The sequence below is a fragment of the Curtobacterium sp. Csp1 genome, from assembly GCF_013347185.1.
The window spans coordinates 1,990,994-2,004,558 of the sequence record NZ_CP054594.1; the positions used below are offsets into that span (position 1 = coordinate 1,990,994).

General features: G+C 72.4%; 10 protein-coding genes. 6 read left to right on the forward strand and 4 right to left on the reverse strand.

What is annotated here, in order from left to right; translation table 11 throughout:
• Positions 1-17: 17 nt before the first annotated feature.
• Positions 18-1,181: a hypothetical protein gene (locus tag HUN58_RS09515; protein WP_208745480.1), complete on the reverse strand. Its 1,164-nt coding sequence runs from the start codon at positions 1,179-1,181 to the stop codon at positions 18-20.
• 345 nt (positions 1,182-1,526) lie between these two features.
• Here HUN58_RS09515 and HUN58_RS09520 point away from each other — a divergent pair, with 345 nt between their 5' ends.
• Positions 1,527-2,279 carry a hypothetical protein gene (locus tag HUN58_RS09520; RefSeq protein WP_141860130.1) on the forward strand — a complete coding sequence of 251 codons (753 nt, stop codon included), beginning with the start codon at positions 1,527-1,529 and terminating at the stop codon, positions 2,277-2,279.
• A 128-nt stretch (positions 2,280-2,407) separates the two neighbouring features.
• Here the strand turns inward: HUN58_RS09520 and HUN58_RS09525 are convergent, their stop codons facing one another.
• Entirely contained in the window at positions 2,408-3,556 is a 1,149-nt protein-coding gene (locus HUN58_RS09525) for a Vms1/Ankzf1 family peptidyl-tRNA hydrolase (protein ID WP_141860129.1), read from the reverse strand.
• Positions 3,557-3,809: 253 nt separating this feature from the next.
• Between HUN58_RS09525 and HUN58_RS09530 the strand changes: the two genes are divergently transcribed.
• From HUN58_RS09530 to HUN58_RS09545, 4 genes are all read left to right on the forward strand, one after another.
• Entirely contained in the window at positions 3,810-5,171 is a 1,362-nt protein-coding gene (locus HUN58_RS09530) for an extracellular solute-binding protein (protein WP_141860127.1), read from the forward strand.
• A complete protein-coding gene (locus HUN58_RS09535) occupies positions 5,168-6,271 on the forward strand; it encodes a carbohydrate ABC transporter permease (protein ID WP_254631579.1) in 1,104 nt (367 codons plus the stop codon). Before HUN58_RS09530 ends, HUN58_RS09535 begins: the two co-directional genes overlap by 4 nt.
• Positions 6,272-6,363: 92 nt before the next feature.
• A complete protein-coding gene (locus tag HUN58_RS09540; protein WP_180226064.1) occupies positions 6,364-7,272 on the forward strand; it encodes a carbohydrate ABC transporter permease in 909 nt (302 codons plus the stop codon).
• Between the two features lie 119 nt (positions 7,273-7,391).
• The gene (locus HUN58_RS09545; protein WP_254631684.1) at positions 7,392-10,340 is read left to right on the forward strand and encodes a glycoside hydrolase family 2 TIM barrel-domain containing protein; all 2,949 of its coding nucleotides are present in this window, start codon (positions 7,392-7,394) and stop codon (positions 10,338-10,340) included.
• Positions 10,341-10,537: 197 nt separating this feature from the next.
• Here HUN58_RS09545 and HUN58_RS09550 read toward each other — a convergent pair whose 3' ends face one another.
• Positions 10,538-10,963 carry a DUF3151 domain-containing protein gene (locus HUN58_RS09550; protein WP_114850325.1) on the reverse strand — a complete coding sequence of 142 codons (426 nt, stop codon included), beginning with the start codon at positions 10,961-10,963 and terminating at the stop codon, positions 10,538-10,540.
• A 301-nt stretch (positions 10,964-11,264) separates the two neighbouring features.
• On the opposite strand from HUN58_RS09550, the gene HUN58_RS09555 reads away from it, so the two are divergent.
• On the forward strand, positions 11,265-12,851 hold the full coding sequence (locus tag HUN58_RS09555) for an ABC-F family ATP-binding cassette domain-containing protein (protein WP_180225743.1): 1,587 nt from the start codon (positions 11,265-11,267) through the stop codon (positions 12,849-12,851).
• Positions 12,852-12,861: 10 nt separating this feature from the next.
• Here the strand turns inward: HUN58_RS09555 and HUN58_RS09560 are convergent, their stop codons facing one another.
• Positions 12,862-13,560 carry an SDR family oxidoreductase gene (locus HUN58_RS09560; protein WP_180225744.1) on the reverse strand — a complete coding sequence of 233 codons (699 nt, stop codon included), beginning with the start codon at positions 13,558-13,560 and terminating at the stop codon, positions 12,862-12,864.
• Positions 13,561-13,565 lie beyond the last annotated feature (5 nt).

Consider the following 13,565-nt stretch of genomic DNA (forward strand, 5'->3'; position numbering starts at 1 on the left):
CGTCGGGGAGCGACCGGTCAGCAGCGCCGCGCCAGCTCGTCGAGCACCGTCGCGAGCGACCGGCCGAGGGATGCGCCCGGGACCGCTCCCCCCGGAGCGCGCCGCACCCGAGTACGGACGGCGTCGGCGACGGCGGCCCCGAGAGCCGCCGGGTCCGCGTCGACAGCAGCGAGCGCCGGGTACAGCCCGGACCGCAGGCCGCCGAGTTCGTTCGTCACCACGGCGGCCCCTGAACGCGCCGCGTCGAGCGGCGGATGGCTCGGGTGCGGGCTCTGCTGCAGGGAGAGCACCACGTCCGCAGTCCCCAGGAGGTCGAACCACCCGTCCCAACTCAGGGTGCCGACCGAGTGGAGGAGGTGCCCGTCACCGAGATCGACGTCCGCGTGCGGCTCACCCGCCGAGAGGAACTCGAGGTCGACACGGTCGCCCGCGAGTTCGCGCGCCGCGACCCGGAGCGCGGCCACCCCGAGCGGGAACATGTTCCGCGGCTTGCCGGGCCTACCGTAGAACAGGACTCGGGTGACGCCTCCGGGGTCTCGCGCGCCGCGCACAGCCTCGGCGCGGTCGATCCCGGCACGATCGAGCTCCGGTGCGAACACGAACCGGGGATCGACCTCGATCCCCTCGTGGCGCTCGAGCGCCTCGGCGACCGGGGTCGAGTTGACACAGTGCACGAAGCCTGCGCGGTAGGTCGCCGAGGCCACCGCGGACGCGGTGGACCACGGCAGGAAGCCGGGCTCGTGGTCCTGCACCAGGTAGACCACCCGGTCGCGGTGGAGCACACCGGCCCGCGCCGCGACGTCCAGCGCGTGCGCCGTGCGCCAGTAGGTCGCGATCCAGACCGTGTCGGCGGCGAACGTCGCGTCGCCCAGGTCCTCGCGTCGGACGACCCGCACCGCCGGAAGCCCGGACGGGACGACCGACGCGAAGCGCTGTGCGAGGAACCGCTCGGTCGTCCGGGTCGATGCTCGGCGTGGAGAGGTGCCCGTCGTCACGATCCGGAGCGTCCGGCCGGTCCGAGCGGCGAGGCCGGCCGCCACGGCGAGCGCCGTCCGCACACCCGCGAACGCCGCGCCGGGGCCGATCTCCTCGAGCACGAGGACGACCTGCCGCCCGGGGCCGTCCGCGGAGATGCCAGCGAGGACGAGACTGCGGTCGGTCAGTCCGTCGTACGCGTGCACCGACGCCGGTGCACGCCGACGCTCTCCCGCCCGGAGCGCTCGTGTCCTGGTGCGGTCGTCGGCGCGGCGGAGCACGGTCGTACCGGCGGCACAGGCTCGCGCTGCGACCGAGCTGATCCCTCTGACTGTTCGACGCATCTGACCAATATATCGCATGTGACGAAAATCGACCGAGATGGATCGAGTCGGGCGGGGCAGCCCAGGGCGGGCGGGATGCGCAGGGCGGGCCGTGCCGCGTCACCCTCAAGCGATGAACCAGCTTTACATATTGCATACAGGATGTCTTCGACCGATCACGTCAGGATTCGTCCGGCTCCGACCAGAGCCCCAGACGAAAGAGGTTCCATGCGAAAGCACATCAAGACCACCGGCGCGACGCTCCTGACCGCAGCGGTCGCAGCCGGTTGCCTGCTCACCGGAGCCGGCCCCGCGTCGGCGCTCACCCTGGACGGTCCGTACGCGGCGAGCGCGCAGTCGCCGGCGCCCACGGTCAAGGACCTGGTCGCCGTCCGCGACGCCAGCACGGGCGACACGACGGTGACCGGCATCGGTCGCGCTGACTCGGCCGTCCTGATCCGGTGGGCGAGTGGCGCCAACTTCATCGCGATGACCGGCTCTGACGGGTCGTTCTCCGACACCCGCAAGGCCGGGCTGCCCATCGACGCCACGGTCTCCGTTCGGTCGACGGTCTCGGAGGCGTGGCAGCCGGTCGCCATCGTCGAGGGCGAACCGACGTCGCCGGTGGTCGCCGAGCCGAACCCCGGCCAGACCGATCCCGGTTTCACCGCACCCGTGGTCGCGCAGCCGGGTCAGGGCGCGGTGGACCCGGGCTTCACCGCACCGGGCGCACCGCAGGCTCCGACCGTGCGCGACGCTCGAGCGGTCTACGACGCCCGGACCGACACCACCACCGTGACCGGGACGACCGTGGCCGACTCGTCGGCGTCGATCCGCTGGCCGGGGTGGATCGGCAGCATCGTCCGGACCGCTCAGGACGGGACGTTCTCGGACAGCCGCAAGGGGAAGTTCACCACGATCAGCGTCAGGGCGCCGTTCGGTGGCGCCTGGCAGACCGTCCCGGTCACCCAGCACCGGTGACGACCACGCCCTGAGGGCTTCCAGCCCCGGACACGCGACGGGTTCCGTCCGGGCAGGCACCAGCTGCCCGGACGGAACCCGTTCGTCGGTGGACCGACCACCGTGCGGTGGCGGCGTACCGGCGCGGCTCAGGCCGGCACGGACGGCCCGACCGGCCAGCGGAGCAGCGCCGCCGCCGGTGCCCCACTCGGCAGGGAAGCCGCGTTCACCAGCACGAGCTCGGCTTCGGTGAGCACGGCGGCCCGGACGAGCGCACACACCGCCGGCACGGGACCGATCACGGGCGCCCCGGCCGCCCGATCCGGCGTGGTCGCGATCCAGGGTGCCGCCCCGAGTGCGAGCAGCGTCTCGTCACCGATCGCCACGGCGTCGAGGGCGACGGTCGCACCCTGTGCCTGCTGCAGGGCCTCGACGACGGGCCCGAGTCCGGTGACGGCCTGGTCGTCCCCGCGCCCGACGTGGGTCCGGACCAGGTCCTCCAGGTCGTGCCGGTGCGTGGCGAGCACCCGGGCCAGGGCGACGCGGGTGTGGTCACCCAGGACGGTCTCGTCGAAGCCGCCCCCGGGCACCTCGCTGACGAGCCCCCGGGCCTTCGAGGACAGCTTCTCCAGGAGCATCGGCCGGGTCTGCGAGTCGCCGGCCACGACGACGAGCGCCGGGTCGAGTCGGGTGACGGCCCTGTCGACGGCCGCAGCGACCTCGGCCGTGTTCTGCCGCCAGACCTCTTCCGTGCGACGCTGCCAGCGCGGCTGCTTCCAGTCACCGAACCCGCCCTTGACCTTGTGCTGGTCGAAGGTCTCGCCGCTGATGCGCTCCTCGTCGTCGGCCGTGGCGGGGTGGCCGAGCCGGAACGCGCGGTAGCCGCCGCCGTCCTTGCCGACCTGCACGACCAGGAACGGCAGATCGATCGGACGGTGGGCGACGAGGGGCACGAGGTCGGGCACGGCCCCGACGCCGATCGCCTCGGCACCGTGCAGGTGGCCGGGGAGCACCTCGCTGAGCACGAGCTCGCCGTCGTGGACGAGCACGTACCGGGCGACCGGGGACGGCATCCCCGGCTCCTGCTCGAACTCGCCGGCGATCGTGTCGACGACCTCGGCGCTCGCGCCCTGGGCGCGGAGGGACTCCTCGACGGCGCGGAGCTTCAGCGCGGCCTGCCGTCGCGGGTCCTCGACGTTGCCGGACACGTCGGCGTAGGCCCACGCCCACGTGCCCCCGCCCTCGAGCCGCTCCCCCAGGACCCTGCGCAGCTCACTCGTCGCGTTCGTCGTCGTCATGACAGCTCCTCTCGGCGGTGCGCCGGGGCGTCACGAACCCCGACGTGTCGTGTGCGCCCCACGATCCCCCCGGTGGCCCGGACGCGTCCACGGCTCGGAGCCGACACCCAGCCGCCCCGGCCGCGGTGCACCATCGGGTCAGGTGACGAGCAGCCGTGAAGAACCGTGAACGGCTTCGTGGAAACACAGCAGCGCTCAGTTTCGTGCTCTACTGGCAGCGGACCCGATCCGCCGACGAACCGGAGACCAGGCAATGACGCCATCACCATCTGGACGACAGCTGTCGAGACGAAACCTGCTGAGCCTCGGGCTCGGGACAGCCGCGGCGGGCCTGCTCGCCGGCTGCGCGGTCCCGGGCTCGACGAACGTGAACAAGGCGGCGGTGATCCCCGCGGCCGGCGGTGACACCGTGCAGATCACGTACTGGGCGTGGTTGAAGGACCTGCAGAAGGTCTGCGACGTCTGGAACGCGAAGAACCCCCGCATCCAGGTCACCGCGAACTGGATCCCGGGCGGCAACAGCGGCGGGTACCAGAAGATGTACTCCGCGCTCGCGGCCGGCGGCGGTCCGGACATCGGGCAGGTCGAGCTCCGACAGATCCCCGAGTTCATGCTCGCGAACGGCCTGGTCGACCTCGCACGCTACGGCGCCAAGCAGTACCAGTCGAAGTACGACGAGGCCGCATGGGCCCAGGTCGAGTTCGTCGACGGCGTCTACGGCATCCCGCAGGACACCGGCCCGATGGGCTTCTACTACCAGACCGCGATCCTGGAGCAGGCCGGCGGCGAACCCCCGGCGACGTGGGACGAGTGGAAGGTGCTCGCCGACAAGGTCCGGAAGACCGGCAAGCAGAACTACCTCGAGGTCTTCCCGGTCGCCGACGCCTCGCCGTTCGCGGCGTACGCGCAGCAGGCCGGCGCCCGCTGGTTCACGACCGACGGCGACGAGTGGGTGGTCGACATGACCGACGACGCCACGCTGCGGGTCGCGGAGTTCTTCGACGGCTGCATCGACGACGGACTCGTCGACACGTCCGCCGGCGCCTACTCCCCCGGCTGGTACGCAGCGTGCGCGAACGGCCGGATCGCTGCGGTCACGAGCGCGAGCTGGGGCGACGCCCTCATCGAGTCCATCCAGGGCGGCGAGGGCAAGTGGAAGGTCGCGCCGATGCAGAAGTGGGACGCGTCCGGCTTCGGCTCGAGCGCGATCGGCGGCTCGAGCGCCGCGGTCCTCGCCAACGCGAAGCACCCGGCCGAGGCGCTCGAGTTCATCACGTGGATGACCACCTCGAAGGAGGGCATCGACGCGATGATCAAGTACTGCGGCATCGGGTGGTCGCCCGCCCGCGACTACATCGGGGCGCAGCGTGAGCAGCCGAGCGAGTGGTTCTCCGGGCAGAACTACAACGAGGAGGTCTTCGTCCCCGCGGCGAAGGAGCAGAACATCGAGTGGTCGTGGTCGCCCGTGACCCAGTCGGCGTTCACCAGCCTGCAGAACCAGTTCCGTCGCAAGCTCACCGGCGGCCTCAAGCTGACCGACGCCGTCGAGCTCGCCCAGCGGGAGATCGTCCAGTCCTTCAAGGACAAGGGCCTGAGCGTGAGGACCGCCCGATGACCGCCACCCAGCCGGGAACCGGCTACCGCACGAGCACGAAGGCCACGAGCGCGCAGAAGCGTGCCCCGTGGATCCTGCTCGCCCCGTTCCTCGCCCTGTTCCTGCTGACGTTCATCATCCCGATCATCAGCGCCCTCTTCCAGAGCTTCACGACCGTCGACCGCGAGGGCCTGTTCGGCGAGGACGGCGTCACCGGCCGCTTCGCCGGCTTCGACAACTACGCGATCGCACTGCAGGACTCCGGGTTCGTCGCGTCGATCGGCCGCATGCTCCTGTTCGGCATCGTGCAGGTGCCGATCATGATCATCGCGTGCACGATCCTCGCGCTGCTCCTGGAGTCGGCGAGCGCCCGCTGGCCCGCGTTCTTCCGCGCGGTCTACTTCATGCCGTACGGCGTCCCCGGCGTCATCGCGACGATCCTGTGGTCGTTCCTGTACGTCCCGGGCCTGTCGCCGATCGTCGACCTGCTGCAGTCCGTCGGGCTGCAGCCGGACTTCCTCGGCGCGAACAGCGTGCTGTGGTCGATCGCGAACATCGTCACGTGGACGTACACCGGCTACAACATGCTCATCATCGTGGCGCAGCTGAAGTCGATCCCCGGCGAGGTCTACGAGGCCGCGAAGATGGACGGCGCGGGACCCTTCCAGGTCGCCTGGCGGATCCAGGTCCCGCTGATCGCCCCGGCGCTCGTCCTGACGACGGTCTTCTCGATCATCGGCACGCTGCAGCTCTTCGCGGAGCCGCAGATCCTGTCCACGGTCGCCCCGGCGATCGACACGGAGTACACGCCGAACTACGCCGCCTACACGAACGCGTTCGCGTTCAACGAGTACGGCGTCGCGAGCGCGCAGGCCGTGATCATCGCGTTGGCCGCGTTCGTCCTGTCGTTCGCGTTCCTGGCGCTGACGAACCGTCCGCCGAAGCACGAGCGCGACCAGCGGAAGCGGGCGAAGCGGGACGGCCGGGAGGCACGGCGTGCGCTCCAGACGCGTGTCACCACCGGCGACGGGTCGCGCACCGCGACCGGCGTCGCGAACCGCAGCACGACCACCGGAGCCGCCACGGGCCTCCCGGCTGACCGCAAGGGGGCGGAAGCATGACCAGTGAACGCATTGACGGACCGCAGTCGCAGGCTCCTGCGGCGCTGGCGTCGCGGCGCCGCTGGCGCGTCGCCCTGAGCTCCAGCGCGCCCGTGACCGACCGGGCCGCCGAGCCGGTCGACACCACGTCGATCACGGCGCACCAGCGTCGCAAGCTGGACCGGACCGGGAAGTCGCAGATCGTCGTGACGGGGATCCTCGTCGTCGTCGCGATCTACTTCCTGGTGCCGCTGTACTGGGTCGTCATCGCGGCGACCAAGACGACGGGCGCGCTGTTCGCGACGAACGGGTTCTGGTTCGGCGGCGAGTTCGCCCTGTTCAGCAACATCCAGCAGGTGTTCTCGTACGACGGCGGGATCTTCGTCCGCTGGATCGCGAACAGCGTCCTGTACTCGGGCGTGGGTGCGGTCCTCGCGACGTACTTCGCGGCCGCGGGTGGGTACGCGCTCGCGAAGTACGAGTTCCGCGGCCGACAGCTCGTGTTCGGCACGATCCTCGGCGGCGTGCTCGTCCCGGGCACCGCGACCGCGCTGCCGCTGTTCCTGCTGTTCTCGACGATGGGCCTGACCGACACGTACTGGAGCGTGCTCATCCCGAGCCTCGTCTCGCCGTTCGGCCTGTTCCTGTGCCGGGTGTACGCGGCGGCGTCGGTGGACACGGCGCTCCTCGAGCAGGCGCGCATCGACGGGGCCGGGGAGCTGCGGATCTTCCACACGATCGTGCTGCGCCAGATGACGCCGGCGCTCGTGACGGTGTTCCTGTTCCAGGTCGTCGGCATCTGGAACAACTTCTTCCTGCCGCTCATCATGCTGGCGGACCAGAAGCTGTACCCGATCACGCTCGGGCTCAACAACTGGCGTGCGCAGGTCGATCGTCTGCCAGAGTTCTACCAGCTCACCACCGGCGGGGTGCTCGTCTCGGTCATCCCGCTCGTGATCGCGATCATCGTCCTGCAGCGCTTCTGGCGCGGGGGCCTCACGGAAGGATCGGTCAAGGGTTGACCAACGCTGTTCACTCGTCCTCCATCACCACCAGCACCACGCCCGATGCGCTCGACGCACTCGACGCGCTCGCCTCGACGGCACCGGGCTCGGACACCCGGCTCGCGCCGCGGGCCTGGTTGCACACCGACGCCCCCTCCCTGTCGCTCGACGGGGACTGGGACTTCCGGTGGTCGCCGGTCGCGGACGTCCCGCTCCCGGGGGTGGAGGACGGGTGGGGCAGCCTGCCCGTCCCGTCGCACTGGGTCCTGCACGGGCACGGTGCGCCGAGCTACACGAACCTGCAGTACCCGTTCCCGATCGACCCGCCGCACCCGCCGGAGGAGAACCCCACCGGCGACCACCGACGCACGTTCTCGCTGCCGTCGTCGTTCGACGCGGCGGCCCGCGTGCTGCTCCGGTTCGACGGCGTCGAGTCGCACTTCCGGGTGTGGCTGAACGGCGAACTCGTCGGATGGTCGACCGGGTCGCGGCTGGCGACCGAGTTCGACGTGACCCCGCTGCTCCGCGCGGGTGACAACGAGCTGCTCGTCCGCGTGCACCAGTGGAGCGCCGGCTCGTACCTCGAGGACCAGGACCAGTGGTGGCTGCCCGGGATCTTCCGTTCCGTCACGCTGCTCGCCCGCCCGACCGCGCCCGTCGACGACGTGTTCGTCCGAGCCGGCTGGACCGCCACGCTCGGCGACGCCGCGACCGCGGGCACCGCCGCCTCGGGACGCCCGTCGACCGGGACGGGGACCATCACGTTCCCGACGCTCGACGCCGCGTTCCCCGTCCGGTTCACGGTGCCGTCGCTCGACGTGGACGTCACCTGGGACACCCCGGAGGACGTCGCACCGATCACGGTCGAGGGCGTCGAGCCGTGGAGCGCCGAGCTCCCCCGGCTGTACGACGCGACGGTGTCCACCGGGACGGCCGCCGGCGGACGTGCTGGCGGTGAGACGGTCGCGCTCCGGCTGGGCTTCCGCACCGTGCAGATCGTCGGCGACCGGTTCCTGGTGAACGGCGAGCGCGTGGTCTTCCACGGTGTGAACCGGCACGAGACCCACCCGGTGCGCGGGCGGGTCTTCGACGAGGAGCACGCCCGCGCCGACATGGCGCTGATGAAGCGGAACAACGTCAACGCGATCCGCACCTCGCACTACCCGCCGCACCCCCGCGTGCTCGACCTGGCCGACGAGCTCGGGTTCTGGGTCGTGTTGGAGTGCGACCTCGAGACGCACGGCTTCCTGTTCACCGACTGGGTCGGGAACCCCTCGGACGACCCGGCCTGGCGCGACGCGTTCCTGGACCGCATCGCCCGCACGGTCGAACGCGACAAGAACCACGCGTCGATCGTGATGTGGTCCCTCGGCAACGAGTCCGGCACCGGACGGAACCTCGCCGCGATGTCGCAGTGGGTGCACGACCGCGACGACGAGCGGCCCGTGCACTACGAGGGCGACTACACGGGTGAGTACACCGACGTCTACTCGCGGATGTACCCGACGCTGCAGGAGACCGAGTCGATCGGCGGGGGGACCCCGACGCCGCTCATGGAGTGCGGTCCGGCCGAGGCGGCACGGCAGCGCTCGAAGCCGTTCCTGCACTGCGAGTACGTACACGCGATGGGGAACGGCCCCGGGCAGATCGCCGAGTACGAGGCCCTGGTCGACCGCTTCCCCCGGCTGCACGGCGGCTTCGTGTGGGAGTGGCGGGACCACGGGCTGCTCGCCCGGACCGCCGACGGCACGGACTACTACGCGTACGGCGGCGACTTCGGCGAGGTCGTGCACGACGGCAACTTCGTGATGGACGGTCTCGTGCTGCCCGACGACAGCCCCACCCCGGGACTGGCGGAGTTCGCCGCCGTGGTCGCCCCGATCCGGTTCTCGCTCGGCGAGCGGACCGTGCTGGTCGAGAACCGGTTCCACTCGGCCTCGACCGCGGGACTGCGGTTCTGCTGGACGCTGAGCCGGAACGGTGTCGTCGAGGCCTCCGGACGCTTCGCCCCCGGCGTCGTCGCCGCGCGGGAGTCCGCCACGGTGCCGGTGCCGGACGAGGTGCTCGCCGCCGCGACGGCCGCACCGGCCGCGGGCGAGGAACTGTGGTTCGACGTCACCGCGGAGCTGGCGGGCCCGACCGCGTGGGCGGACACCGGCCACGTCGTGGCACGCGCCCAGCGGCTCGTCGCGAGCCGACCGGCGGACGTGCCACGGGCCTCCAGGACGGGGTGGGAGGGCGACCGTCTCGGCGAGGGGACGTTCAGCGCCCGAGGCGACCTGGTGTCCTGGAAGGGGCACGAGGTGGCGGGGCCGCGCCTGGAGCTGTGGCGCGCACCGACCGACAACGACAGCCTGTCGTCGCAGGGCGGGTACGAGACGGCCGACCCGGTGCTCACCGCGGGCGTCGGTGACCCGGACGCCCCGGCTTCGGCAGAGCGCTGGCGGGACCGCGGGCTCGACCGGCTGACGCACCGGCTCGTCGCGGTGACCCGGACCGACCACGGGCTGGCGCAGCGCGTGCGCGTGGCGGCGGCGAACAGCGGATGGGGCGTCGACGTGACACACCGCTGGACCCTGACCGACGCGGGACTGCTGCTGCAGACGGACGCGGTGCCCTTCGGCGCCTGGGACGTCACGTGGCCCCGGATCGGCGTCCGGTTCGACCTGCCCGCCGGACTGCTCGACGGGTCCGCCGACTGGTTCGGGACGGGGCCGCTGGAGTCCTACGCGGACTCGTCGCACGCCGCACGCGTCGGACGGTTCAGCGCTCCGGTGCGCTCGCTCGGTGTCGAGTACTCGATGCCGCAGGAGACGGGGCACCGGCCGGAGCTGCGTGCACTGTCGGTGGGTCCGTTCACGGTGACGACGGTGGGGGCGCACCGGGCGGGCTTCACGCTGTCGCCGTGGACCGCGCAGCAGATCGGGAAGGCGATGCACCCGTACGAGCTGCCGACGCCGGACCACACGTACCTGTACCTCGACGCGGCGCAGCACGGGCTGGGGTCGCGGGCGTGCGGGCTCGACGTGCTGCCGGAGCACCAGCTGTGGCCGCAGGCGTTCTCGTGGAGCGTGGTGCTCGGGTAGGGCGCCGGGCCGCCGATGGCGGCACCTGCGTGGTGCGGTGCACCTGCGTGGTGCGGTGCACCTGCGTGGTGCGGTGCACCTGCGCACAAGGGAAAGCACTCCGTGCCACGCGATTGCGTGGTGCGGAGTGCTTTCCGTTGTGCGGGACGCGACGCGGGCCTCCAGCGGCGCGCAGCGTCCCGGCGCGAAGCCCGGCGCTACTGGCCCGCGGTGAGCGCGCGGAGCGCCTCCGGGTCGCTCTGGTCGAGGAAGTCCGTCAGCCGCTCGGGCTCGCCGGGCTCCTCGATCGCCTCGGCCGCGCGCCGCAGGGCGAACAGCGCCCGGAGCACCCCGCGGTTCGGCTCGTGCGACCACGGCACGGGTCCGGCGCCACGCCAGCCCGCCTTCCGCAGGGCGTCGAGGCCGCGGTGGTACCCGACGCGGGCGTAGGCGTAGGACTCCAGGGTCGCGCCGCGCTCCCAGGCCTCGTCGGCGAGGAGCGCCCACGCCAGGCTCGAGGACGGGTGCGACACGACGACGCTCGACACGGGAGCGTCGGCGGCGAGCGCGGCGGTCACCTCCGGCTCCTCGGGCAGCAGGGTCGCGGGGTTCGCGGTCGGGTTCGGCAGCAGGTTCTCCGGCATGCGTCCAGCCTGTCACCTCTTGCCTGTCATCTCTTGCCTGGGGCCGGGTCCAGCCGTACGGTGGGTGACACCTCGTCGTCACCGCGGGGCTGCCGGGGCGGGAGACCGACCGGCGGCACGGGTGGCGGACACGGGGGTCCCCGACGGAAGAGCCGCCTTGCAGTCGATCACCGGTACCGCGCAGTCCTCGCGCTGACACCGTGATCGTCGCGCCCCGTCGGGCGTGTCCGCGCCGTCGACCCCTCCGGGTCGCCGCGGGTCCGGTGTCGTGCGCCCAGCTCACGATCCGGGAGGCACCCCCATGCCCGCAACACCCTCCGTCGTCCTGCACGACGTCACCTTCACCTGGCCCGACGGCACCGTCGCGCTCGACCACCTGTCCACCGCCTTCGGGTCCGGCCGCACCGGCCTGGTCGGGAGGAACGGGGCCGGCAAGTCCACGCTGGTCCGGCTCGTCACGGGGCAGCTCCACCCCACGTCGGGCACCGTCCGCACGTCGGGTCCCGTGGACCTGCTGCCGCAGCGGCTCGCCACGCGTCCCGAGGACACGGTCGCGGACCTGCTCGGCATCCGCCCGGCGCTGACGGCGCTCCGCGCGATCCTCGACGGGGACGCCGCCCCGGAGCACTTCGACGCCGTCGGGGACGACTGGGACCTCGAGGAGCGGGCCGTCGCCGCCCTCGACGCCATCGGACTCGCCGCGATCCGGACGGGTGCCGCCGTCCTGGACCGGCCGATCGCGACGCTGTCCGGCGGGCAGGCCGTCCTGGCCGCGGTCGCCGGCATCCGACTGCGCGGCCGGCCGATCGCGTTCCTCGACGAGCCGACGAACAACCTCGACCGCCGTGCCCGTGGCCTGCTGCTCGACCTGGTCGACGACTGGCGCGGGACCCTCGTGGTCGTCAGCCACGACCGCGAGCTCCTGGAGCACGTCGACGAGACCGTCGAGCTGCGGCAGGGCTCGGCGACCGTGTACGGCGGGACCTACGCGCAGTACGAGGCGCACGTCGCCGTGCAGCAGGCGGCGGTCGAGCGCGAGGTCCGGGTCGCCGAGCAGCGGCACCGCGCCGAACAGCGACAGCGCATCGAGGCCGAGACGAAGATCGCCCGCCGCGCCCGTTCGGGCCGGAAGGCCGCCGAGGGCATGCCGAAGATCTTCGCGAACGAGATGCGGAAGCGCGGTGAGCAGACCGCGGGGAAGCTCCGCACCGGGTACGCCGAGGACGAGGCCGCGGCCCTGTCGGCGAAGCACGAGGCCGAGTCCCGCCTGCGCGACGACGAGTCCCTGCACGTGACCCTGCCCGACCCGGACGTCCCGGCGTCGCGGCGCATCGCGACCGTGACGGTGCGGGGCCGGGAGACGATCGTGCAGGGGCCCGAGCGGGTCGCCGTGGTCGGGGACAACGGGGTCGGCAAGAGCACGCTCCTCGACCAGCTCGTCGGGGTGCCGGACGCGCGGGAGCACCCGCTGCCGGAGACCTCGGCCGTCCCGCACGTCGACCGGGTGGCGTACCTGCCGCAGCGGAAGGACACGCTCGACGACACCGCTTCGGTGCTCGACAACGTCCGGCGGGACGCCCCGCACGTCCCGGTCGCCGAGGTCCGGAACCGCCTGGCCCGGTTCCTGGTCCGCGGCGACACCGTCGACCGCCCGGCCGGGGCCCTGTCCGGCGGGGAGCGCTTCCGGGTGGCGCTCGCCGCGCTCGTGCTCGCGGACCCGCCGCCGCAGGTGCTCGTGCTCGACGAGCCGACGAACGACCTCGACCTGACGAGCGTCGACCAGCTCGTGGACGCCCTGCGGGCCTACCGCGGTGCGCTCGTGGTGGTGAGCCACGACGAGACGTTCCTCGAGCGACTCCACCTGACGACGAGGATCGAGCTGCGGTAGCCCGGGCTGGTCAGCGCCGCCGGGTCGGCCGGATCGCGAGCGACTCGATCGTCCCGCGCTCCGGCAGGTCGACCACGGTGCGGACCGCGGCGGCGACGTCCTCCGGGGCGAGGTAGTACGCGGTGTCGTAGTCTTCGCCGAGCTTCTCGGTCAGCGCCCGCTGCATGTCGGAGTCCGTCCGACCGGGGTGCACGCTCGACACTCGCACGCCGTTCGCCCGTTCCTCGTCGCGCAGGGCGTCAGCGAACGCGCGCAGGGCGAACTTCGACGCCGCGTACACGCCCCCGCCCGGTCCGGCGACGAACCCGGAGCCGCTGTTCACCGGCACGACGATGCCCCGCGCCGCCCGGAGTGCCGGGAGCGCCACCCGGGTCAGCTCGGCGACCGCGAAGACGTTCGTGGCGAACACGGACTCCCACACGTCGCGCGGGGTGTCCGCGATCCGGGTGCCCTGCTCGACCCCGGCGGAGTGCACGAGCACGTCGAGCCGGTCGGGCAGCGGGGGCAGGTCACCGGCGCCGAGGTCCCCGACGAAGGGCGCCGCGCTCGGCAGCTCCGCGACCAGGGCGTCGACCGCGGCGGCGGTGCGGCCACCGACGAGGACGTGGTGCGTCCGCCCGAGGTCGAGCGCGATCGCGCGGCCGATCCCCCGGGTCGCGCCCGTGACGAGGGCGACGGGACGGGTGGCGGCAGGTGCGGTGTCGGTCATCCCAC

Excerpts from the sequence above, each read along its gene's own strand:
- HUN58_RS09560 (WP_180225744.1), bottom strand. The coding sequence starts at position 13,560 with ATGACCGACACCGCACCTGCCGCCACCCGTCCCGTCGCCCTCGTCACG.
- HUN58_RS09535 (WP_254631579.1), top strand. The coding sequence starts at position 5,168 with ATGACCGCCACCCAGCCGGGAACCGGCTACCGCACGAGCACGAAGGCC.
- HUN58_RS09555 (WP_180225743.1), top strand. The coding sequence starts at position 11,265 with ATGCCCGCAACACCCTCCGTCGTCCTGCACGACGTCACCTTCACCTGG.
- HUN58_RS09525 (WP_141860129.1), bottom strand. The coding sequence starts at position 3,556 with ATGACGACGACGAACGCGACGAGTGAGCTGCGCAGGGTCCTGGGGGAG.
- HUN58_RS09520 (WP_141860130.1), top strand. The coding sequence starts at position 1,527 with ATGCGAAAGCACATCAAGACCACCGGCGCGACGCTCCTGACCGCAGCG.
- HUN58_RS09550 (WP_114850325.1), bottom strand. The coding sequence starts at position 10,963 with ATGCCGGAGAACCTGCTGCCGAACCCGACCGCGAACCCCGCGACCCTG.
- HUN58_RS09530 (WP_141860127.1), top strand. The coding sequence starts at position 3,810 with ATGACGCCATCACCATCTGGACGACAGCTGTCGAGACGAAACCTGCTG.